18 protein-coding genes and 1 tRNA gene are annotated in these 20,594 nt (G+C 71.7%); 3 read left to right on the top strand and 16 right to left on the bottom strand.

All coding sequences use genetic code 11. From position 1 onward, the window contains the following. Nucleotides 1-30 precede the first annotated feature (30 nt). Both ACFYOP_RS15625 and ACFYOP_RS15620 read right to left on the bottom strand, forming a co-directional pair. A complete protein-coding gene (locus tag ACFYOP_RS15625) occupies nt 31-1,521 on the bottom strand; it encodes an aminopeptidase P family protein (RefSeq protein WP_388451671.1) in 1,491 nt (496 codons plus the stop codon). 119 nt (nt 1,522-1,640) lie between these two features. Beyond that, nucleotides 1,641-3,176 carry a PP2C family protein-serine/threonine phosphatase gene (locus tag ACFYOP_RS15620; protein WP_356893835.1) on the bottom strand — a complete coding sequence of 512 codons (1,536 nt, stop codon included), beginning with the start codon at nt 3,174-3,176 and terminating at the stop codon, nt 1,641-1,643. Between the two features lie 506 nt (nt 3,177-3,682). On the opposite strand from ACFYOP_RS15620, the gene ACFYOP_RS15615 reads away from it, so the two are divergent. Beyond that, nucleotides 3,683-4,453 (top strand): bifunctional DNA primase/polymerase, encoded by a 771-nt coding sequence (locus ACFYOP_RS15615; RefSeq protein ID WP_356893833.1) that lies wholly within the window; start codon nt 3,683-3,685, stop codon nt 4,451-4,453. A 1,035-nt stretch (nt 4,454-5,488) separates the two neighbouring features. On the opposite strand, the gene ACFYOP_RS15610 is transcribed toward ACFYOP_RS15615, so the two are convergent. The 3 genes from ACFYOP_RS15610 to ACFYOP_RS15600 form a co-directional block, all read right to left on the bottom strand. Further along, a complete protein-coding gene (locus ACFYOP_RS15610; RefSeq protein WP_356893832.1) occupies nt 5,489-6,481 on the bottom strand; it encodes a DUF5926 family protein in 993 nt (330 codons plus the stop codon). A gap of 202 nt (nt 6,482-6,683) precedes the next feature. Continuing rightward, on the bottom strand, nt 6,684-7,196 hold the full coding sequence (locus tag ACFYOP_RS15605; RefSeq protein ID WP_388451666.1) for an ATP-binding protein: 513 nt from the start codon (nt 7,194-7,196) through the stop codon (nt 6,684-6,686). A gap of 168 nt (nt 7,197-7,364) precedes the next feature. Next, nucleotides 7,365-8,165, bottom strand: coding sequence for a glycerophosphodiester phosphodiesterase (locus ACFYOP_RS15600; protein ID WP_356893828.1), 801 nt, complete (start codon nt 8,163-8,165; stop codon nt 7,365-7,367). Between the two features lie 318 nt (nt 8,166-8,483). On the opposite strand from ACFYOP_RS15600, the gene ACFYOP_RS15595 reads away from it, so the two are divergent. Beyond that, nucleotides 8,484-10,043: a trypsin-like peptidase domain-containing protein gene (locus ACFYOP_RS15595; protein ID WP_356893826.1), complete on the top strand. Its 1,560-nt coding sequence runs from the start codon at nt 8,484-8,486 to the stop codon at nt 10,041-10,043. A gap of 90 nt (nt 10,044-10,133) precedes the next feature. Further along, nucleotides 10,134-10,218: transfer RNA gene (locus ACFYOP_RS15590), tRNA-Ser, on the top strand. Nucleotides 10,219-10,361: 143 nt separating this feature from the next. On the opposite strand, the gene ACFYOP_RS15585 is transcribed toward ACFYOP_RS15590, so the two are convergent. The 11 genes from ACFYOP_RS15585 to ACFYOP_RS15535 all read right to left on the bottom strand — a co-directional run bounded on the left by ACFYOP_RS15585 (nt 10,362) and on the right by ACFYOP_RS15535 (nt 20,579). Then, nucleotides 10,362-11,750, bottom strand: coding sequence for a site-specific integrase (locus tag ACFYOP_RS15585; RefSeq protein ID WP_356893824.1), 1,389 nt, complete (start codon nt 11,748-11,750; stop codon nt 10,362-10,364). Nucleotides 11,751-11,814: 64 nt separating this feature from the next. Then, on the bottom strand, nt 11,815-12,000 hold the full coding sequence (locus tag ACFYOP_RS15580; protein WP_356893822.1) for a helix-turn-helix domain-containing protein: 186 nt from the start codon (nt 11,998-12,000) through the stop codon (nt 11,815-11,817). Nucleotides 12,001-12,140: 140 nt separating this feature from the next. Then, complete coding sequence (locus ACFYOP_RS15575; protein ID WP_356893820.1) at nt 12,141-13,397, bottom strand: DUF3631 domain-containing protein; 1,257 nt, start codon at nt 13,395-13,397, stop codon at nt 12,141-12,143. Continuing rightward, nucleotides 13,394-13,762, bottom strand: coding sequence for a hypothetical protein (locus ACFYOP_RS15570; RefSeq protein WP_356893818.1), 369 nt, complete (start codon nt 13,760-13,762; stop codon nt 13,394-13,396). Before ACFYOP_RS15570 ends, ACFYOP_RS15575 begins: the two co-directional genes overlap by 4 nt. After that, complete coding sequence (locus ACFYOP_RS15565; RefSeq protein WP_356893816.1) at nt 13,759-14,664, bottom strand: bifunctional DNA primase/polymerase; 906 nt, start codon at nt 14,662-14,664, stop codon at nt 13,759-13,761. Before ACFYOP_RS15565 ends, ACFYOP_RS15570 begins: the two co-directional genes overlap by 4 nt. A gap of 85 nt (nt 14,665-14,749) precedes the next feature. Beyond that, the gene (locus ACFYOP_RS15560) at nt 14,750-15,031 is read right to left on the bottom strand and encodes a hypothetical protein (RefSeq protein WP_356893814.1); all 282 of its coding nucleotides are present in this window, start codon (nt 15,029-15,031) and stop codon (nt 14,750-14,752) included. A 12-nt stretch (nt 15,032-15,043) separates the two neighbouring features. Next, nucleotides 15,044-15,514, bottom strand: coding sequence for a hypothetical protein (locus ACFYOP_RS15555; protein WP_356893813.1), 471 nt, complete (start codon nt 15,512-15,514; stop codon nt 15,044-15,046). Nucleotides 15,515-15,811: 297 nt separating this feature from the next. After that, the gene (locus ACFYOP_RS15550; RefSeq protein WP_356893811.1) at nt 15,812-17,902 is read right to left on the bottom strand and encodes a hypothetical protein; all 2,091 of its coding nucleotides are present in this window, start codon (nt 17,900-17,902) and stop codon (nt 15,812-15,814) included. Nucleotides 17,903-17,904: 2 nt separating this feature from the next. Beyond that, nucleotides 17,905-19,440 (bottom strand): hypothetical protein, encoded by a 1,536-nt coding sequence (locus ACFYOP_RS15545; protein WP_356893809.1) that lies wholly within the window; start codon nt 19,438-19,440, stop codon nt 17,905-17,907. A 72-nt stretch (nt 19,441-19,512) separates the two neighbouring features. Beyond that, complete coding sequence (locus tag ACFYOP_RS15540) at nt 19,513-19,890, bottom strand: RRQRL motif-containing zinc-binding protein (RefSeq protein ID WP_356893807.1); 378 nt, start codon at nt 19,888-19,890, stop codon at nt 19,513-19,515. Then, nucleotides 19,890-20,579 (bottom strand): DNA methylase, encoded by a 690-nt coding sequence (locus tag ACFYOP_RS15535; protein WP_356894076.1) that lies wholly within the window; start codon nt 20,577-20,579, stop codon nt 19,890-19,892. Before ACFYOP_RS15535 ends, ACFYOP_RS15540 begins: the two co-directional genes overlap by 1 nt. Nucleotides 20,580-20,594: the final 15 nt, after the last annotated feature.

Genomic DNA, 20,594 nt, shown 5'->3' with positions numbered 1-20,594 from the left:
CCTTCCGGGGCTCCGTGCTGACCGGCCTGATCAGCGGCTCTGCTTCAGCGAGGCCATCCACGCCTCGACCTCGTCGGCCCGGCGCGGCAGCGCAGCCGAGAGGTTCCGGTTGCCGTCCTCCGTGACGAGGATGTCGTCCTCGATGCGGACGCCGATGCCGCGGTACTCCTCGGGCACCGTCAGGTCGTCGGCCTGGAAGTACAGACCGGGCTCGACGGTGAGGCACATGCCCGGCTCCAGAGTGCCGTCGACGTACGCCTCGGTGCGCGCGGCGGCGCAGTCGTGGACGTCCATGCCGAGCATGTGGCCCGTGCCGTGCAGGGTCCAGCGGCGCTGCAGGCCCAGCTCGAGCACCCGCTCCACGGGGCCCTCGACCAGACCCCATTCGACGAGCTTCGTGGCGAGCACCCGCTGCGCGGCGTCGTGGAAGTCGCGGTACTTGGCGCCCGGCTTGACGGCCGCGATGCCGGCCTCCTGGGCCTCGTAGACCGCGTCGTAGATCTTGCGCTGGAGCTCGGTGTAGCGGCCGCTGATGGGCAGGGTGCGGGTGATGTCCGCGGTGTAGAGGGTGTGGGTCTCCACGCCGGCGTCCAGCAGCAGCAGGTCCCCGGAGCGGACCGGACCGTCGTTGCGCACCCAGTGGAGGGTGGTGGCGTGCGGGCCGGCGGCGCAGATGGAGCCGTAGCCGATGTCGTTGCCCTCGACGCGGGCGCGCAGGAAGAACGTGCCCTCGATGTAGCGCTCGCTGGTGGCCTCCGCCTTGTCCAGGACCTTGACGACGTCCTCGAAGCCGCGGGCGGTGGAGTCGCACGCCTTCTGCAGCTCGCCGATCTCGAAGTCGTCCTTCACGGCCCGCGCCTCGGAGAGGTAGACGCGCAGCTCCTCGTCGCGCTCCGCGGTGATCTTGTCGGTCAGCGCGGCCTCGATCGCGGCGTCGTGGCCGCGGACGACCCGTACCGGTCCGGTGGCCTCGCCGAGCTTGCCGGTCAGCTCGCGCACGTCCTCTGCGGGGATGCCCAGTAGCTGCTCGGCCTCCGCGAGGGAGTGGCGGCGGCCCACCCACAGCTCGCCCTGGCCCGACAGCCAGAACTCGCCGTTCTCACGGTTGGAGCGCGGCAGCAGGTGGATGGTGGCGGTGTGGCCGTCGCCCCGGGGCTCCAGCACCAGGACGCCGTCCTCTGTCTGGTCGCCGGTCAGGTACGCGTACTCGGTGGAGGCGCGGAAGCTGTACTCGGTGTCGTTCGAGCGGGTCTTCAGGTTGCCCGCGGGGATCACCAGGCGCTCGCCGGGGAAGCGCGCCGAGAGCGCGGCACGCCGGGCAGCGGTCTGCTCGGCCTGCGGGATGGGCTCCAGACCGTGCAGTTCGGTGTCGGCCCATCCGGTGCTCATGTTCTCGGCCAGCTCGTCGGACACGCCCGGGTACAGGCCGTTCTTGCGCTGCTTGATCGGCTGCTCCTCGCCCTCCTCGCCCGCTGCGTCGGCAGCCAGTTCGGATTCCGCCGGGGTGAGCTCCTCAGCCACGTGTGCCTCCTGGGCTTGTCGGCCTTGACCTTTACGACTCTGGCCCCTCTGCCGGGTCGGCACGGGGGACCTCTCCATCGTATGTGTGACCGGAAGACGACCCGAAGGAGTGTGGGGAATCAGTCGAAACGGGCGGCAAGCAGGACAATGTCCTCGCCGTCGGCGGCGTCCGGATCCTCGGGAAGCAGTGTGCGCAGCACCTGGTCGGCGAGCGCGGCGGGGTCGCCGCGCAGCGCCCGCGGGACGCTCGCCGCCGCGGAGTGGAGTCTCGCGAAGGCGCGGTCCATGGGTTCGCCGGTGCGGCGCAGCAGCCCGTCGTTGTACAGCAGCACCGTTTCTCCCGGCTGGAGGGACAGCTCCACGCTCGGGGCCTCCCAGCAGGCGAGCATCCCGAGCGGTGCAGACAGGGACGTCTCGACGAACTCGGTGCGCCGTTCGCCGGTCACCAGCGGGGGCGCGTGGCCCGCGCCCGCGAGCACGATCTTCCGGTCGGCCGGTTCGACGTACGCGAAGAGGGCGGTCGCCGTGCGCGCCGGCTCGGTGAGGCGCAGCAGCAGTTCGAGGTCGGACAGGACGGCGACCGGATCCTCGCCCTCCATCACCGCGTACGCCCGCAGGGACGCCCGCAGTCTGCCCATCGCGGCGAGCGCGCTGGGCCCGCCGCCGCTGACCGACCCGGCCGCGAGGCCCAGTGCGCCCTCGGGCAGCGGGAGCGCGTCGTACCAGTCGCCGCCGCCGTGCGGCCCCGTGTGGTGCCGTGCGGCGAGCTGGACGCCGGGCACCCGCGGCAGCCGGCTGGGCAGCAGTTCCTCGGCGACGGTCGCGACGGTGGACCGGGCCTCCTCGAGCTCGCGCAGGCGGGCCAGGTGCTCGGTGGCGTAGCGCATGTAGAGGCCGACCAGATGGCACTGCCGCTCGACGGGCGTGGCCGGCTCGTCGTAGAGCCACACGGCCGCGCCGAGCGCGCCGGACTCCTCGGTCGCCAGCGGGACCGTGTAACTGGCCGCGTAGCCGAGACGGGTGGCGACCTCGCGGTGGAGGGGGTCGAGCGAGTCGTCGGCGAACAGATCGGGGTGGGCGACGGGGGCGGGGACGCCTGACCGGCCGCGGTGCCCGCCGTCCATGATGCGGCCGTACGCCGTCGCTCTGCGTGGCACCGTCTCGATGTGGCCGAGGTCGGAGCGGCTCAGGCCCAGACCTTTGGCGAGGCCGGGACCGGGGTCGTCGTCGAGAGGGCTGTCGCGTGCGACGGCCCGCGCCGGTTCGAGCATCACGAGACCGCGGCGGGCGCCGACGAGCGCGGCGCCCGCGCCGAGCAGTTCGTCGAGAGCGTCGTCGAGCGTGCCGGTCCTGATCAGCCGTTCAGTGAGTTCGTGGAGCGTGGTGAGGTCGGAGACCCAGCCCGCCAGTCGGTCCTGGAGCACGGCTCCGGCCGCGGGGAGCGGGGCGGGGGCAGCGGACATGGGTGCGGGATTGTGCGCGGGAGCAGGAACCGTGGAGTCGATTCCGGCCACTTTCGGCAGGTGAGGGGCGCTCATGGCAGCCGGCTTTCCGGAAGTCGCGTTTCGCTCAATAGCATCGCAAACCCCCATGTCATTCTGCGCCGCTATCAATGCATCCACATCTACACGCACACGTAAGGTGATGTCCAGCACTGTTCCAGTGGTATTGATGGTGTCCGCGAGGGGCGCGGGCACCTGCTAACTTGGCTGAAAAATGCATGGGATGGCGGTCGATCGGTGTCGACTGAAGGCGTTCGGCAGGGGGACTCCCAGGGCGAAGGCCCTCGGGAGGAGCGTCATCGCAAGCGTGCTGGGTACCTGAACGGTGATGTCCAGGGGCAGTTGAAAGCGCCCCGGAACCTGGCGGTGGGCCCCGGCGTCCTAAGAGCCGCAGGCCACGCCTCATCCCCAAGTGGCGGGGAAGAACTACAGCGGGACGGCGAGCGCCAGGCGCGCGCCACACCTCGCCACGCGTTCAATGGACCACAGCCCACGTTCGGCCCCCGGGCGACGATCCTGTCGCTGATGCAACAGGGAGTGCCCATGCCTCCGGCAAGGGCGATGAAACGCCGATCAGTACGCGCACTTGTACGCACAGTGAACAGCTGCACACCTATGTGATGTGGACCCCGGCGTTCAACGGAAAGGAACGAGCGCTCATGCGCGAGATCCTCGGAAGGCGACGCAGGCTCCGGTACCGGCGCAAGAAGGGGCCTGTTCAACTCGAAGCGGCGCTGACCTGCGCCGTCGAGTGGAAATGGCCCGTACTTCCCGGTGTGGGACTGAAAGCGGCAGGCGGTGACCGGCCGGCGGACGGCGGCAGGGACCGCGCGGACCGCGAGCGCGGGTGCGCCTGCCCCGACCCCGAATGCGTCGTGCCCGGCGCACACCCCTTCGACCCGGGCGTCCTCGCGGCGACCACCGACGAGCGGATGATCCGCTGGTGGTGGACCAACCGCCCCACCGCGCCCATCGTGCTGGCCACCGGCGGCCCCACCCGGGCGGCCGGCTCCGGTGACGACCGTGCGCCGTGCGCCGTGAGCCTGCCCGCGGGCGCCGCCGCCCGTGCGCTGTCGGAGCTCGACCGGATGGACATGCGGCTCGGCCCGGTCGTCGCCACGCCCACCCGGTGGTCGATCCTGGTGGCGCCCTACACCCTGGAACAGCTCGGCGAACTGCTTTTCGTCAAGGACTGCGTGCCCAGCTCGCTGCGCTTCCACGGCAGCGGCGGGTACCTGGTGCTGCCGCCGTCGGAGACCGGCAAGGGGCAGGTGCGGTGGGAGCGGGCGCCGCTGCCCGGTTCAGCCGCGCCGTGGCTGCCGGACGTGGAAGCGGTCGTCGACGCCCTCGTCGAGGCGAGCGCGAGCGGCGCACCCGGCGGGCTCCACCCGCCGGAGGCGGGAGACGGCACCAGCCGGCTCACGTACTGACGGCCCGGGCCTCGGTCTTGCCCGGCCTCGCCCCGGTCTTTGGCGGAGCCGGTCCGGTGACCGGCGCGGCCCCGGCCGGTCGTATCGGCGCGGCACCGTCACTCGTACGGGTAGCAGTCGGGCCGAGTTGTCCCGGAATCGGGCGCGCGGTCGGCCGTGCGCCCGTACTCGCCGGATATCTTCAGCCCGTCGTGACGAATTCTCCGCAGCCGGCAGGTGCCCGATGAATCTCCGCGTGATCGGGCTCGCTGCCGCCGTGGTCACCGCCACGCTGGTGCCGCTCGTCGCCTCGGCGGGTCCGGCGGGAGCGCCGAACTCCGGTGCCTCGCCGGAGAAGAGTCCCGCCGGCCACGCCAGGGGCGGGGTCGGCGACGCCGGTGCCCACCTGCTGCCGGGACTCGGCGCCGCCGACGAGCAGGCCGCCGAGGACGGGGCGTTGGGCGTCGGCGCGCGAGGCGAGGGCGAAGCCTACGGTGATTCCGCCGTACGCACTAACTCCCGATGTGGGCCGGAACTCGCCTCTCCCGGCGGCGTCGAGGCGCAGACCTGTGTGCTGACGCGTAGTGGTTCGACCTGGGCCCGCACTTATTACCGCAATGCGACGGGTGAGAAATTGACGTCCGTACTCACTCTGATGGCACCGGGTGGACGTACTGTGCAGACCAACTGCGTTGTGGCTGCGGGCGACGAGCCACGTACTTGCGAAACTCCCCGCGAGCCTTCGCGTGGTGCCGCTTCCGCCTACTCCGCAGTGGCCGAGTTCGCTGCTCATGACGGAACAGGAGACGGGCCACTACTGCTGCGCTCCGGGAGCAACTCGCAGGAGGCCAGGGGCCGTTGAGGCGGCAGAGGCGCCGGAGAAATGAAAGCGCCCGATCGCTGGCGACGGGGGATGCACCAGCGACCGGGCTTCCAGAACCGTAACAAGAGATCTGTGGTTCGCAAATTCGATCTCTCGTATTCGGACAGGGATTTACCTCCCCATTGCGCGAGTTGTGACTGGTGTCACCCGACGCCCGGCGGTAATCGTCACTCTCAGCTGAGCGTCACCTGGCGGTTGGTGAGTCCACCGCGCGCACGGCGCTCCTCCGCGGTCAGCGGAGTCTCGGTCTCCAGCGCGGCGGCCAGCCGTTCGGCGAACTCCGCGGCGGGCTTCTCGCAGTCCTCGGCGTTCATCGTGGTCGGCAGGTCCCAGACCGGAACCATCAGGCCGTGCGCACGGAAAGAGCCGACCAGCCTGGTCCCCTCGCCGAGCGACGAGGCGCCCGCGGCATGCAGTCTGGCCAGGGCGTCGAGCAGCCGCTCCTCCGGGTGCGGCATGACCCACCGGAGGTGGTTCTTCTCCGGGGTCTCGCACCAGTAGGACGCGTCGACGCCCGACAGTTTCATCGTCGGGATGGCCGCCGCGTTGGCACGTTCGAGAGAGGCGGCCACCTCGGGGGAGGCCTCCTCGGCCGACCCCGGCACCCAGAACTCGAAGCCGGAGTGGACGGTCGGCTCGAAAGCCGCGTCCGGATCGAGCAGGTCCTGCAGCCGTACGCCGTCGGCCGCGGCGGTCCCGGCGGTGACCGGGGAGCCCGGCTCGGTCGTGAGCGCCCGCTGCAGGGTGCCGGCGAGGTCGCGGCTGAGGTCCCCGGAGGGGGTGTCGTTCTGCAGCCCGAGCAGGACCGAACCGTCGTCGCGGCGCAGCGCGGGCCAGGCCATGGGCAGGACCGTCGCCAGCGTCACGGAGGGCACGCCCTCGGGAAGCCCGCCCTTCAGGGCGAGTTCAACGGTCGCGGCGGGTACCAGCTCGCGCATGGCCACCCAGTCGCACTCGCCCGGCAGTCCCTCGAAGGGGCGCTGGACCAACTCGGTCACGGCGTGCGAGGCGGCCCTGCCGTGGCAGGCCTTGTAGCGGCGGCCGGAGCCGCAGGGGCAGGGCTCGCGGGCTCCCACGACCGGAACCGGCTCATTGACGCCTGCGGCGCGGGCCCCGTTCCTGGGCTGGGGCTTCGTCGCCTTCGTCTGGGGGCGCTTCTTGGCCATGGTGTGGCTTTCTCCCGATTGCGGCGGTGCTGTGTCGGGCGCGAGCCTAGCCGTACGCCGCCGTCGCGGGGGAGCAGCGGCCCAGGGCGCCGCCCAAGTCGGCGCTCAGGGAGCCTTTGCCTCCCGACGCGGGCGCCTCCTTGGGCGTGCGGTCCGGCCGCAACACCACCCGGTCCGCCCGCGTCGCTCCGTTCTCTCCGCGTCAGTCGAGGTCGTCGAAAGCGTCCGCGAAGTCGAACGACGGTCCGGCGACACGCGCGGCGAAGTCCTCCCGCCGGTGCCCTTCCGTGACGATCACCCACACCGTGACCTCACCGGTGGCGCTGTCGCGTACGCCCCACTCCTGTGCCAGCGCGCTGATGATGTTGAGCCCGCGCCCACCCCGTGCGGTGACCGAGGGCGTGGCCGGAACAGGGCGGGTCGGACCGCCTCCGTCCGTCACCTCGACGGTGAGCCGCCCGGCCTCGTCCACCCGCCACGCGGCCCGTACGTCACCGTCGCCCGCGTCCCCGTGTCCCAGCGGTCTGCCGTGCCGGCACGCATTGCTGAGCAGCTCGGAAAGGATCAGCACCGCGTCGTCGACCACCGAGTCCGGCACCCCGCCGCGGAACAGCTGCTCGCGCATCCTGCGTCGCGCCCTGCCCACGCCCGCAGGGCCATGGGGTACGGCCATGCTCGACGACGTGGGCACCTCCTGTGCCACCACAAACGCCACCCCCGAGACCTCCTTTGCCCCACGCCACGGTGTGAATGCCCCACTGGACTGCACCGGAAACCGGCCAAGGGGTCACCAGTGACGCACTCGACACGATCGAGCAGGCGCCGAACGCGCCGGTGCACTCCCGCGGGGCGGCCGGACCGGTCGGAGGAGCCGGTGGCCGGATCAGTGCCGTCCCAGCTGCGACAGCACCTGCCGGGGGCGGTTGGTGATGATCGCCTCCACGCCAAGCCGGGCGCAGAGCTCGACGTCCTCGGGCTCGTCGACGGTCCACACATGGACGCGATGGCCGGCACGGTGGAGCCGCTCCACGTAGCCGGGGTGGTTGCGCACGAGCCGGATGCCGGGGCCGGCGATCCGCGCGCCGCCCGGCAGCCGCCCGTCCCGCAGCCGCGGGGTCATGAACTGCATCAGATACACGGTGGGGATGCGCGGCGCGGCCGCCGCGATCCGGTGCAGGGAACGGGCGGAGAAGCTCATGACGCGTATCGCGGAGTCGTCGGGGGACGCCGGTGCGGCCAGCCCGAAGCGCCCCAGCAGGTGCAGCAGCCGCTCCTCGACCTGCCCGGCCCAGCGGGTGGGGTGCTTGGTCTCGATGGCCAGCTCGACACGACGGCCGGAATCGGCCACCAGCTCCAGCAGGCGCTCCAGGGTGAGGACGGAGGTGAGCGACGGGTCACGCCAGTCGGGGCTCTCCACCGCGTCCTTCCAGGAGCCGAAGTCGAGGGCGGCGAGATCCGCGAGCTCGAGGGCGGAGACCGCGCCCCGCCCGTTGGAGGTGCGGTTCACCCGGCGGTCGTGGACACAGACCAGATGACCGTCGGCGGTGAGCCGCACATCGCACTCGAGGGCGTCCGCGCCGTCCTCGATCGCCTTGCGATAGGCGGCCAGGGTGTGCTCGGGGGCGTCTTCCGATGCGCCGCGGTGGGCGACGACCTGAATGCTCTGCTGCCGTGCTTGGGTCACCGCGTCATGGTGTCACCGCCACGGGGTAGGCGTGTGCGGGGCCCCCGGGAGCGGCCGGGGCGGACTGGGGCCGATGCCCGAGCCGGGCACGGGGCGTGGTCGGCGGGTGACCCGATGGGTGCCGTGGAGGTGCGCCCCTTTTGCCGGAAGTAAAGGATTGCCGGGATACGCACAGGTCCTGCTTACAGTGGCCTGACGTGCTGTGGGAAAAGCTGACCGTCGACACGTGCGAAGCGGATGTCATGACGTGACCCGGTACCGGCCGGTGCGGATGGCCGCCGGCAGGCGACCGACGTGGAACCTGAGGAGAAGAGAGCTGTGAGCACCGAGAACGAGGGCAACGCGGTCCCGGCCGCCCCGTCCGCACCTCCCGTGCCGGGCGCCGCTCCCGAGGGATCGACGTCCCCGGCGCCGGGAACCGGGTCGCACGACGCGGGACACGAAGGACACGAAGGACACGAAGGACACGAAGGACACGACGCGTCACAGGGCGGGCAGCGGCCGGCGGCCTCGCCGGCGCAGCCCACGCACTCCCCCGGGTCCGGGCCGGAGCCCGCCACGGCGCCGATCCCCGTCCACGGTGGGGAGACCCCGCCGCCCGCACCGGCCCCGGCCGGCGCTCCCCCGACCGCGCACCACGCGGGCGGCGGCTGGCCCCCGCCGCCGCCCCCGCTCCCCTCGTACGGCGGCGGCAGCGGCGGTCCCGCCTGGGGAGCGCCGCCCCCGGCCCAGCAGCCCCGGCGCAAGCGCGCCGGCGGGCTGGCGGCCACCGTCCTCGCCGCGGCACTCGTCGCCGGCGGTGTCGGTGGCGGCGTCGGCTACTGGGCGGCCGAGCGGAACGACGACGGCTCGGGCTCCACCACGGTCTCCGCGGCCAGCCCGCAGGACCTGAAGCGCGAACCGGGCACCGTCGCCGCGGTCGCGTCGAACGCACTGCCCAGCGTGGTCACGATCGAGGCCAAGTCGGGCGGCGCGGGCATCGAGGGCTCGGAGGGCGAGGGCGGCACCGGCACCGGCTTCGTCTACGACAAGGAAGGCCACATCCTGACCAACAACCACGTGGTGGCCTCCGCGGCAGAGGGCGGCAACCTGTCGGTGATCTTCTCCGACGGCAAGAAGTACGACGCCGACGTGGTCGGCCGGGCCCAGGGCTACGACGTGGCCGTCCTGAAGCTCAAGAACGCCCCCTCCGGCGTCGACCCGCTGCCGCTGGGCAACTCGGAGAAGGTCGCGGTCGGCGACTCGACCATCGCGATCGGCGCGCCCTTCGGGCTGTCCAACACCGTCACCACCGGCATCATCAGCGCCAAGAACCGCCCGGTCGCCTCCGGCGACGGTTCCAGCGGCAAGAACTCGTACATGAGCGCGCTGCAGACCGACGCGTCCATCAACCCGGGCAACTCCGGCGGCCCGCTGCTGGACTCGCGGGGTGCGGTCATCGGCATCAACTCGGCCATCCAGTCGGCGGGCAACGGCGGCTTCGGCCAGACCCAGGCAGGCTCCATCGGCCTCGGGTTCGCCATCCCGATCAACCAGGCGAAGACGGTCGCGGAGCAGCTCATCAAGACGGGCCAGCCGGTCTACCCGGTGATCGGCGCGACGGTCGACATGTCGGAGCAGGGCTCGGGCGCGCGCATCACGGAAGAGGGTGCGGGCGGCAGCCCGGCGGTGAGCCCGAACGGCCCGGCCGCGAAGGCGGGGCTCAAGGCGGGCGATGTCATCACCAGGTTCAACGGCAAGCCGATCGACAGCGGCCCGACGCTGATCAGCGAGATCTGGACCCACAAGCCGGGCGACGAGGTCGCCCTGACCTACGAACGGGACGGCAAGTCCCACGAGGTCGAGCTCGTCCTCGGCGAACGCAAGGGCGACAGCTGACCCACCCACCCCTTCCTGGAACGCTGCTGCGCTCCACGACGCGGGCCCGGTAGTCTGTAGCCCGCTCCGCAGCAGGTGAGGCGGGGCGTGGGTGGGTTGCCCGAGCGGCCTAAGGGAACGGTCTTGAAAACCGTCGTGGCGCGAGTCACCGTGGGTTCAAATCCCACACCCACCGCTTGCAGGTAAGAGAAGTAGCAGGTCAGAGGGCGCGGCTCCGGTTCGGAGCCGCGCCCTTGGCGTTCACCTTGTCTCACCCTGCGCCGCCCGTATCCCACCTCTGATCAGGGCGTGTGGGCCAGGCGTGGGCCAGGATTCTAATCAATCGCCGCTGCTCAGACCCTTGTCGATGAGGTCGTTGGCGAGCGTCTGCTGCCCGCGCAGGATCTTCGCGTAGAAGCGGAACAGCACCGTGAGGCTGTGTCCTGCCCGCCGGGCGACTTCGACCGGGTCCACGCCGGAGTTGATCCACAGGGAGACGCCGGCGTGCCTGAGCGAGTACGGGACATCGGCGAGCGGCGATGCCACCTCGGCTTTGGTCAGCGCCTTGCCGCGCGCCGTGTCCCAGACTTCGCAGTACTCGGTGGACCGCACCCGGCCGCCGCGGGCCGCGCGGAACAGCCGTCCGTCCTCGGCAGTGCCGTACGCCTCGATGTGATCGCGGAGCATCGCCGTGAGAACTGGCGGGATCGGCACGGGCCTGGTCGCCTTTCGCGCCCTGCGCTTCAGCCCGCGCTGCTCGAACGATGCGCCGTCGTCCGTCCACCCGGAGCCGACTTCCGGGCGACTGCCCGCGAGGATCAGCTCACCCCACCCGGTCTCGGGCAGCTTGCAGTCCGCTGCCGTCAGGGCGGCGATCTCGGAGGGCCGCATGGCCGCGTAGTAGAGACAGCCGAAGAACGGGGCCAGGTGCGCGCCCCTGGTTCCCTGCTCGCGCACGGCCGCGATGAGTGCGGCGGCTTGCTTGGGATTGGGGACGTACCGGAAATCGACCTCGTCGTCTTTGGTCGGCGGGTCCCAGTCGACGCGGGCGAGCGGGTTGACCGAAAGGACGTCCTTCTCGATCGCGTAGCGCATGGCGTTGCTGAGGACCATCCGCTTGCGGTTCACCGTGTTGTCGGCGGCGGGCTTCCCATCGAGCCTCCGGGAGAGAGCATCCAAGGCTGCTCGCATCCGGTCCGGCTTGGCCGCGTCGGTGACCTTGAGCGAGTGCTTGGCCAACCAGGTGAGCGCCGCCTGTACGTCCGCCGGCGGTTCCTCGGCGTCGGCCCGGGAGACGAACGTGCCGTCGTCGGCCTGGGCCGCGCGGAACGCCCAGGAGTACAGGGAGGTGCGCAGCACCTCCGGCTCCGGTGCGCCCCGCGTCGTCGCCACGAACGCCGGCGTCACCGTGGCGAGCGCTTCCGCGATGCTCGCTCGGTGTTTGGCAGCGGCCTTGGGCCATTTCATGACCGCGTACGCCTTGGAGTGCTCGTACCAGGTAGGCGTGTTGAGCGCTTCCAGCTCGCTCGCGGGCAGGCCGGTGTCCTCGTCGAACTGCTGGCGGTCGCGGAGCGCCGCCATGAGTTCCGAACGCCGGCCATCTGCCTGTGCTTTGAGCTTGAAGCTCCTTGAGTGCGGGCGCGCGCCGACGCGCCACCGCAGCTCGAACGGCTTCGGGCGGCCCTTGCGTTGCCGGATGGACCAGATGTCTACGTCGTACGTGAGCATGTCTCCCCATGCCGAGAGGGCCCGCCGATGGCGGGCCCTCTCAAGTCGTGGTGGTGCTTGGTTGTCAGGCGGCTTCCTCGTAGCTGGCGAGCCAGGAGTCGAGGTCGTTGCGGCGGACGCGGATCTGCCCGTTCGGCAGCTTGATGAGGCGCGGACCCTTACCGCGGGCGCGCATCCGGTAGAAGGCGGCGCGACTCATGCCGAGTTCGCTGAGGACTTCCGGGAGTTTGAGCATCTGCGGACGTGCCATCGGTGACTTCTCCTGCTCTGGGAAGGGAGCGGGGCCCGGCCCTCTCTTGTCAGAAGTGCTACATCCGCTACATCTGCTACACCGCAGGTCAGGGGCCTGTTTCGTGTAGCAGATGCGCGGGATGTAGCAGATAGCTGCTGCTACGGGGCGGCGGTGGCCGCGCTGGGCGTAGCGGTTTGAGGGGTCGTGTAGCAGATGCCGGGGATCTCTTCTGCTACGGATTCACCCCCGTTGACCTGGGCTGTAGCAGATGTAGCGGATGTAGCGGACTTTCCGGGGGCCGGGGGGCAGTAGCGGGCCCAGGCGTCGGCCAGGTCCTCGGCGTAGTAGCCGCGCGGGACGGTGCCGCCGGGGGTGCGGATCGGTCGGGCTCTGACGGGCCGGTTGGCGCCGGTCATGTAGCCGCTGAGCAGCCGTCCGAGTCCGCGTGGCGTGAGGGGCTTGCCGCCCATGTCGACCCACGGGGCGTCGTCCATCGCGGTCAGGCACTCGATGATCGCGGCGGTGGGCATGCGGTCGATGCCGCAGAACACGGTGTCACGCAGGTCGGTCAGCAGCCGGATACCGAGCGAGGATTCGTCGTCCCGCGCGGCGGCGGTGACCAGCTCCAGGCAGGCGGCGCGGGCACGCGCCGGCCAGTCGCCCCCGGCTGCGTCGGCGACGGCGAGCAGCGGCTCCCACACGTCGGCCGGCCGGTCGGTGACGCCCTCGGGCATCTCGGGCCATGCCCCGGTCAAGGGCTCGCGCACCTGGTCGGCCCAGCGGGCGAGCCGGTCCCGCAGGGCGTGCCCCTCCTTCTCGTCGCGGCGCTGCCGGTAGGGCTGGACGTGCTCGTTCGGTGCCCGCCGGCGCATGCGGATGATGACGGAGCGGGTCAGGATCGTGTCCGGCAGCGAGCCGAGTCCGGCGACCGCGACGGCGCAGTAGGAAGGGAAGGGCTGCACGCTCTGGTTCGAGCCGTCCCCGACGCACCGGTAGGTGACTCCTGAGCGCCGGTGTCCGGCGTTCAGGAAGCCGCGCAGTTCCTCGTTGTCTCCGGCCTTTGGGCCGAACACGGTGTCGATCTCGTCAAAGAGGATCGTCGGCCGCCCCTCGGCGCCGGACACAGCCCGGAAGAGTGCTGCCGGGGATGCGTTGACCGCCACCATTGGCTGCGGCACGAGGGTTTCCACGATCTCCAGCGCGCGGGACTTGCCCGACCCCGGTTCCGGGGAGAGGAACGCGAGCCGCGGCGTGGAGTCGAAGCAGTCGAGCAGGTGGGCGTGCGCGTCCCACAACGCGACCGCGACGTAGGCGGCCTGGGTGGGGAAGACGTTGAACCGGCGGTGGAAGGCTTCGACCTCATTGAGCAGCGCGGCCCCGTCGATGGCCGGGGCGGTCGTGTTGGTGGCGGTCATGCGGCGGTCCTCCTGTCCGCCGGTCCGGCGGTGGTCGGGTGCGGGTCAGGACGAAGAGCAGAAAGGACGCCCTGACGGGCGACGACTTCCGCGCCCTCGGTGGCGGGGGCGTTCTGTCCGTCGGCGGCGTGCGGGCAGTGCCAGACACGCACGCGGGTGGTCAGCTCGATGACGGCGGCGCGGCCGACGGCGCGTTCGTGGTGGCCGCAGCGGCAGAGCCAGTCCGCGACCGGCGGACTCATGACCATGCGGATGTGCAAGCCGGGCATGATGCCGGTGATGACGACCGGCTGTTCGGCTGCCGACGCCCGCTCGGTGGTGGCGGGCAGGCTTTTCAGGGCGGGGCAGGGCGGCGGGTTGTTCATGCCGTCTCCCGGGGCCGGCAGGTGCGGATCGACCAGTTCAGGGCGGAGCGCAGAGTCGAGCGGCACTCGTACGGCTTGAGTCCCACCGACTCCCCCGCGCTCTGAAAAGCCTCCTCGACCACGTGGCGGGGGATGTCGCCCCATGCCACGAAGCGCCCCATGGACCGCGCGGCCCGAAAGAGCGTGTCCTCGCGGTGCGGCTCGCGGGAGGCGAGGATCGCGGCCTTCTCCCGCTCGAACGCCACGTCGGCCACCCGCGAACCGCTAATGACCGGGCGCGCGATCTGCACTGGCCGGGACGGCTTCGGCGCGGGCTTGAGCGCGTCCACCAGCCACCCCGGCAGCGGCAGGACGGGGCCGTCGTGGATGACCTCGTATGTCCCGCCGGGGGTGGTGCTGCCGGGGGCGACGACGTATCCGCCGTGCGCGCGGGTGTCGACCAGCGGCGCGAGGGTGCTCGCCGTGTTGCCCAGCCGGACACCGGCCGGGGCGGTGAAGTACAGGTGCCGACCACCGCTCGCGGTCCGCACCGTGCGGGTGGTGGGGACGGTCTGCCCGGTGCGCTCGCAGAGCGCATGGAAGGTCGTCACGCCGCAAGGCGTGTCCGCATTGCTGTTGGTCTTGGGCTTGTCGAGGTCGACGACGAGCAGGCCGGCGGGGCCGGTGGCGATGCCGACGTTGAACGGCCCGACTGCCCAAGCGGCGCGGATGCGGGCGGGGTCGGTGGTGGCGCGCTGCTCCCACTTCACGTGCCCGCCGGCACACAGGCCGGTGCGGGCGCACGCGTTCTCACCGTGCAACGCGGGGCGCTTGCCGCCGGGCCGCAGGGGCAGGACCGGCCAGCCGCGGGCGGCGGTGTCGAGCGCTGCGGCGAGCAGCGCGGACTTGCGGTCATGGGTCATGCTGGATGTCTCCAGTTCTCTTGGTGATTGCTGGCAGACGAGAGCGGCCCCGGACTTTGGCGAGACGGGGGCCGCTCTCGGCTTGTCAGAAGGGCGGTTCGTCGGGGTAGCCGGAGCCCCACGGGTCCGGGTGCGCGCGATGGCGACGCGGCAGGCGCGGCAGCGGCAGCAGGACCCATGTGCGGTCCTCGTTCCAGCAGGGGCAGGGCTCCCAATCGGTTCCGGCGTATTCGCCGGTCTCGTAGTCGCCGTAGTCGTGCTCGAAGCCGCCCTCCCCACCGCAGTTGGCGCAGCCAGGGCGGGGTGTATCGGCGAGGATGAGCGTGGGCCGGGGCCAGGTGATCCGGCGAATGCGCAGTCGGGGCATACGTGGTTCTCCTCAGCGGTGGTTGATAGAGCCGCTGGCGCGGCCGAAGAGGCCGGTGGCGGTGATGTTCTGTGTGATCTGGGTTGGGGCGGCCCGGCCGGTGCGGCTGCGGGCGGTGCCGAGCAGGAGGGGCAGGGCGATGGCTCCGGCGGCGATGAGGGCGACGGCGGCCCACAGGGCTTGGCTCATGGCGATCAGTCCCGGTGCGGCGTAGGAGAGTCCGATACCGGCAGCGGCGACGCCGCCCCCGATCGTCGGCGTGAGGAGAGCGGTGGTCTTGGCCCACGTCGGAATCGGCTGCGCGACCGGTACCGGCTGCGGCGCGGGTGCGGCCGGGGGCTGGGTGTAGGCGAGGGTGCGGATACCGCCCGGCAGGGTGACGAGTTGGATGCCGGGCGGGATCTCGTGCGGCAGCAGCTCGCTGTGCCGGACGGTCGGCTGCGCGGGGATGGTGGTGATCTCGTACGGGGTCTGGGAGGGCACAACGGGGTCCCTTCAACGACGGCGGGCAGCACCCCGCCGTGGGGTGCTGCCCGGTGCCTTGCTTGTCGTGTCGCTTGTCGTCTGCCTTGTCGTGCGGCTTGTCGCTTGTCTTGTCTTGTCGCTTGTCGCCTTGCAGGTCACAAGCCGTTTTAGGCCCTCACAGAGCCGCCCAGGGCCCTTCCTGCGGGTGCGGGCGACAGGCGACAAGGCGGCAGCCTTCGGCGGGATCGCCGGGGTGCAAAGTGGACCATGAATCGGTAGCAATTCATCAGCCACTTGGTCACACGCAGAAGGCCTTTATGGAGTGTGGCGGCGGTGGACGTAGCGGGCTTTGGTGCCAGTGCCGACACGGACGGCGGTGCCGTCGTCGGTCCACGTCTTGAGCCATCCGACGACCGTTTGCCGGGTGGTGCCGTGCTCGTCCGCGAGCGCGCGGGCGATCGCGGACGCCCCGGTCCCTTCGGGGCCGGCGGCGAGCAGCAGCGCGAGCGCGGCGTCCTTCGCGGCGTTGTCCTCGCCCCGCAGCGCGGAGAGGTTCAGCCCGGCCGCCGTGGGCGGCTGCTCCGTCGCCGGGCCCGGTTCGGTAGTACCGGGTTCGGGGGCTGTGGCGAACTGGGCGTCGATCTGCTCGCGGAACCGGCGCGCCAGTTCCTCCTCGGCGGACGTGCGCGCGGGCTGCTGCTCGTCGCGGAGCGCGGAGAGATTCAGCCCGCCCCCGTTGCCGGTCTCCCGCGCGTTGGCGGTGGCGGGCTGGTCGTCGCGCATCCATGCGGTGCGGGCGCTGTCCCAGCGGCGGGCGTACTCGGGCCCGGCCGCCTTGCTCGAGGTGGCGTCGAGGGTGGGGTGCCGGTCGGATGTGGCGGCGATGATGTCGCGGATCTGGTTGGGCAGGATCCGCCACGACTTGAACAGGGCCGCCGCGGATTCGGGGGTGCCCATGAACCCGGCACCCTTGTACGGGGCCTGGTCGACGCGCAGCCCGCGGGATCCGGGGAACTGCTTGCCCAGGTCCATGCCCTCGGTCTCGCCACCGGTCAGGGCGACCCTGACCTTGGCCTCCCGGCGGATCATCAGGTTCCCGAGCACGGCCCCGGTGGCACCGAGGGCGGTCAGGACGGTGCGGATGCCCATGGCGCGGGCGATCCGGATGACTTCGAGGATCTTGGCGGCGAGCTTGCGGGATTCCTTGTCGCTGCCGGCCAGGATTTCCGCGCCCTCATCGATGACGATCTCGATCTGGGGAATCTGCGCGCTGATCGGGAGGAGATCGGTGTTCGCCTTGGACATCAGGTCCTGGTAGGCCATCTTCCGGTGCTTGGCGATCCGGACCGCAGCATCGAGCATCACCGCGGCTTCCTCCGGAGTGGAGGCGAGCCAGTCGATACCGGGCCGCATGCCGTCCGTGGTCTGCCCGCTGCTGTCGAGCGCGGGCCGCACCCACGGCAGGCCGGCGGATCCGGCGTTCAGGTCGATCACCCACGTGAGGACGTCGGTGGCGCGGGCGAACCCGGCCAGGATCGTGTGGACCATGTTCGTCTTGCCCGAACCGGTCGGCCCGACGACCAGCGCGCACTGCTCGCGCAGGTAGGCGCGGATCTCGTCCGCGTTCGTCCGCAGCCCCCACGGAATCCCGGTGTGCAGGGATAGCGGCCCGTAGTCGGTGGGGTAGGTGACCTCGGCGGCGAGCACGTTGACCGTGGTCACGTCGATCAGGACGCGGCCCTGGTCGACGCCCTGAGAGGCGGATGCGGTGCAACCGTGCGGCAGGCGCGCGTCGGCGGACAGCCGCGCGGACTCCCGCGCGATCTTGTCGTAGGTGGTGCCGCCGGGCGGGAGTTCGGCGTCGATAGTGAACCCGGCACCCGTGGGCCACTGCTCGACCGCCAGGACGCGGACAGAGATGCCGCACACGCGCTGGATGCGGTCGACCCATTCCGCGGCGATCGCCCGGCGTTCGGCGGACAGTTCACGGGCGACCTGTCGTTCCGCCTGGGCGATCGCCTCCAGCTCCCGGGCCTCTTCCCGGAGAAGGGTGGCGCGGGCGGCGGCGCCCAGGCCGACGCCGAAGGTGGCGAGGGATCCGAGGGCGGTCCAGGTGAGCGGGCCGGTCGTCATGGCCCACGTGGTCCAGCCTGCGCCGACCAGCCATGAGGCGGCGCGCATGCCGATCGTGCGGGCGGACAGCCGGTCGCGGAGGCTGGTGACGGTGTGGCCGATCGCTCCGGCCGCGCCGATGGCGAGTGCCCAGCCGGGCGGCATGCCGGCGGCGGCGCCGGTGGTGGCGACGGCGAGGCATCCGGTGGTGGCGGACAGGGCGCCGGTCACGGGTCCGTGACCGGCAGCCCAGTCCCACACCGGCCCCGTGTTCGTGGCGGTGTTGTTTGCCATGGTCAGACGTTCCATCCCTTCTCGGCCTCGGGCCCGTTACGCGGGTCCTCGTGGCGGGCGATGTCCTGCTCGTGCGCGGTGCGGAACAGCGGGCCCATGTCCTCCGCGACCGCGACCGCGGACATGACCGCGCCGAAGATGTCGTTGAAGCCGTCCGCGACTTCCTTCTCCAGCGGGAATTCCGAGTCGGCCCGCTCCGCGAGGATCCGCATCACGTTCGCTACGGACGTCAGCGCGGCCGGGAGCCCTTCGACCATGGCCAGGATCTCCATGGCGTTGTCGGGGTCGTAGCTGTTGGCGGCGGCTTCCATCTCCGCCGCGTACTCCTCGAACCGGAAACCAGACACGATCTCTCCCTCACTGGTTGTGGTGGTGGGGGCTGCGGGGACGACACCGATCGGACGCTCTGCCGTGTCCCCGATCTGGCCGCTGTCGTCGGTCGCTTCCGCGTCGGCGGCGGCCTCGTCCTCCTGCAGAGCGGCGAGGGTGGTCTCGTCACGCTGCTCGCGCTGCTCGTCGGCGGTGCGCATCATCCGCGCGTACAGGCGGCGGCCGGGGTGGATGAGCCACGGAAGCCCGAGCTTCCGGCCGATCGGCGACGTGATGAACCCGACCAACCCGAGCGCCCCGGACAGCAGCGCAGCCAGCAGACGGCGGCGCTGGAACCGGGCCGCAGACCGCAGCAGCGCCTTACGCGCCTTCTGGCGGGCCGGTGCCTTGCGCGCCTGATCACGTTCGGCAGCGACCTGCCCAGCGGCCCGCTGGTCGCGCGCCTTACGGGTTCGCTCTATCGCCGCGCCGCGGGCTTTCCCGACGCGTCCGGCGGCCTTGCCCACGGCCCGGCCCACCGGACCCTTAGCGGCCAGGCCGGCGGACCGCTGGTCGGCCTTCGCCTGCCGCCGGGTATCAGCGACCGAACGCCGCGCGCCCGTCGTCTCGTTCCGGCGAGCGGCCCGCGACGGCGACGTCTGCCGGGCCGCTTCCCGCAGCGCCTTGACCTGCCCGACCTTGCCCCGGCTCCTGCCGGACGCAGCGGACGGCGACCCCGCGGCAGCCTTGCGGCCACCGAGGTTCAGCTCTCCCGCCCTGGTACCGGTAGCGGAACCGGTCGCAGCGCGGGGCGACTTACCCCGGCCGCGACCAGCAGCCTTAGCGGTGCCGGCGCTCCCGGTACGGGCCTGCCCCGGCACCCGCCCGGCACCCGGCCGCCGCGCGGGTGCGGCTCCGGCTGCTGTGCCCGTGCGGGTGCCGCGAGCGGCACCCTTGCCCTTCTGGTCACGGCGGTTGCGGGCTGCGGCGGCGGTGCCCAGCACGACCGCGCCGGTGGCGGCGACGGCGAGCGCGGCCGGTCCGCCGACCAGCGCTGCAGCGGCCATCAGGGAGGTGGTGGCGTTCGTGCCGGTCACCGCGAGCGGGACGACCGGCCACCCGCCCGGCGTGTGGTCGACCTCGGCAGCGGCCTGGGCGGGCGCCGGGGGCGGTGTGGTGTCCGGCGGGGCCTCGGGGGCTGCTACCGGAGTGATGGTGGTGTCGGTCATGCTGAGTGCACTCCTTCGCGGGAGTAGGGGCCCGGCCGGATCTGTGGTGGAGAGGGCCGGGCCCTGCGGATGTCAGGCGGCGCGCTGTTCCTCGTGGTGGACACACAGGCCGCACATGCCGTGCGAGCGCGGGATGCGATACCCGGCGTCGCGACGGCAGTTCGGGCAGATCCGCTGCGCGGTGTTCGCCTTCACCAGAGCCGCCCACCGGCCCGGCGTCATCGGGCGGACCGGCAGGGCGCGGTCGATGCGGTACAGGTAGGCGACCAGCGGGCCGCGTCGGCGGCGGGGGCGTAGGCACTGCGCGGCGACGTCCTGGCCGCCGGGCCGCAGCCCGGCAGCGCGGAGTTGGCGGTAGGTGGCGTAGCCGTCCGGCGCCATGCGCCAGGGGTAGGTGGGGATGCCGTGACGCCGGCCGGTGGGGTCGTACAGGTCGCAGCGGGCGGCCATCAGGCGGCTGCCGCGAAGTGGTTCGGGTGGGGCGTGGTGCGGGCGAGCTGCCGGAGCCGGGCGGCTGCGGAGGGTTCGTAGGCGGCGCCCCAGTCGCCGCCGATGAACTGCAGGGCGATGTAGCGGGTGTAGGCGGGCGGGATCGCCTCGGTGAGTTCGTGATGGTCAGCGGTCCATGTGATGTCCATGGCCTGCTGCATCTCCGTGACGCTGCCCTTGCCGCCGCCTTTGCCGTAGGCGGCGATGTAGGGGCCGTCCCGCCACACGCCGTGCCGCCAGCCCCGGACCGGGCCACGGTGCGGCCGGTGCCGGGGCTGGGCGGCCTCGTTGAACCAGCCGAGTTCGAAGTGCCGGTGCCGGATCACCCCGAGCCCGAACATCTCGCCACACAGGGTGAGGTCCTTGCGGATGCCAGCGCCGTTGACGTTCTCGATGACCCAGGGCACCCCGTACCACTGGCCCAGCTCCCGCATCTGCGGGATCAGGTCGACGTACCGGCGGCCCTTGTTCGTGCCCTTGGTCAGCGTGCACTGCGACTGGCACGGCGGCGAGGAATGCACCAGGTGGAAGTCCTGGCACATCTCCCGCATGGCATCGAGCGCGTCGCCCTCGATGAAGCGGAACGGGTACGAGGGCCGGGGCACGATGTCCACCCCGACCACCTCGAACCCCGCCCGCCAATAGCCCATCCCCGCGCCGCCGGC

Source organism: Streptomyces sp. NPDC006294 (assembly GCF_042870895.1).
GTDB lineage: Bacteria > Actinomycetota > Actinomycetes > Streptomycetales > Streptomycetaceae > Streptomyces.
Note: the sequence above shows the minus strand (reverse complement) of the source record. Positions and strands in the feature narration are given on the sequence as shown.

Coding starts and splice junctions, on each gene's coding strand:
- ACFYOP_RS15610 (WP_356893832.1), bottom strand. CDS start 6,481: ATGGCCAAGAAGCGCCCCCAGACGAAGGCGACGAAGCCCCAGCCCAGG.
- ACFYOP_RS15545 (WP_356893809.1), bottom strand. CDS start 19,440: ATGACCGACACCACCATCACTCCGGTAGCAGCCCCCGAGGCCCCGCCG.
- ACFYOP_RS15575 (WP_356893820.1), bottom strand. CDS start 13,397: ATGACCGCCACCAACACGACCGCCCCGGCCATCGACGGGGCCGCGCTG.
- ACFYOP_RS15570 (WP_356893818.1), bottom strand. CDS start 13,762: ATGAACAACCCGCCGCCCTGCCCCGCCCTGAAAAGCCTGCCCGCCACC.
- ACFYOP_RS15585 (WP_356893824.1), bottom strand. CDS start 11,750: ATGCTCACGTACGACGTAGACATCTGGTCCATCCGGCAACGCAAGGGC.
- ACFYOP_RS15565 (WP_356893816.1), bottom strand. CDS start 14,664: ATGACCCATGACCGCAAGTCCGCGCTGCTCGCCGCAGCGCTCGACACC.
- ACFYOP_RS15560 (WP_356893814.1), bottom strand. CDS start 15,031: ATGCCCCGACTGCGCATTCGCCGGATCACCTGGCCCCGGCCCACGCTC.
- ACFYOP_RS15550 (WP_356893811.1), bottom strand. CDS start 17,902: ATGGCAAACAACACCGCCACGAACACGGGGCCGGTGTGGGACTGGGCT.
- ACFYOP_RS15540 (WP_356893807.1), bottom strand. CDS start 19,890: ATGGCCGCCCGCTGCGACCTGTACGACCCCACCGGCCGGCGTCACGGC.
- ACFYOP_RS15615 (WP_356893833.1), top strand. CDS start 3,683: ATGCGCGAGATCCTCGGAAGGCGACGCAGGCTCCGGTACCGGCGCAAG.
- ACFYOP_RS15580 (WP_356893822.1), bottom strand. CDS start 12,000: ATGGCACGTCCGCAGATGCTCAAACTCCCGGAAGTCCTCAGCGAACTC.
- ACFYOP_RS15535 (WP_356894076.1), bottom strand. CDS start 20,579: ATGGGCTATTGGCGGGCGGGGTTCGAGGTGGTCGGGGTGGACATCGTG.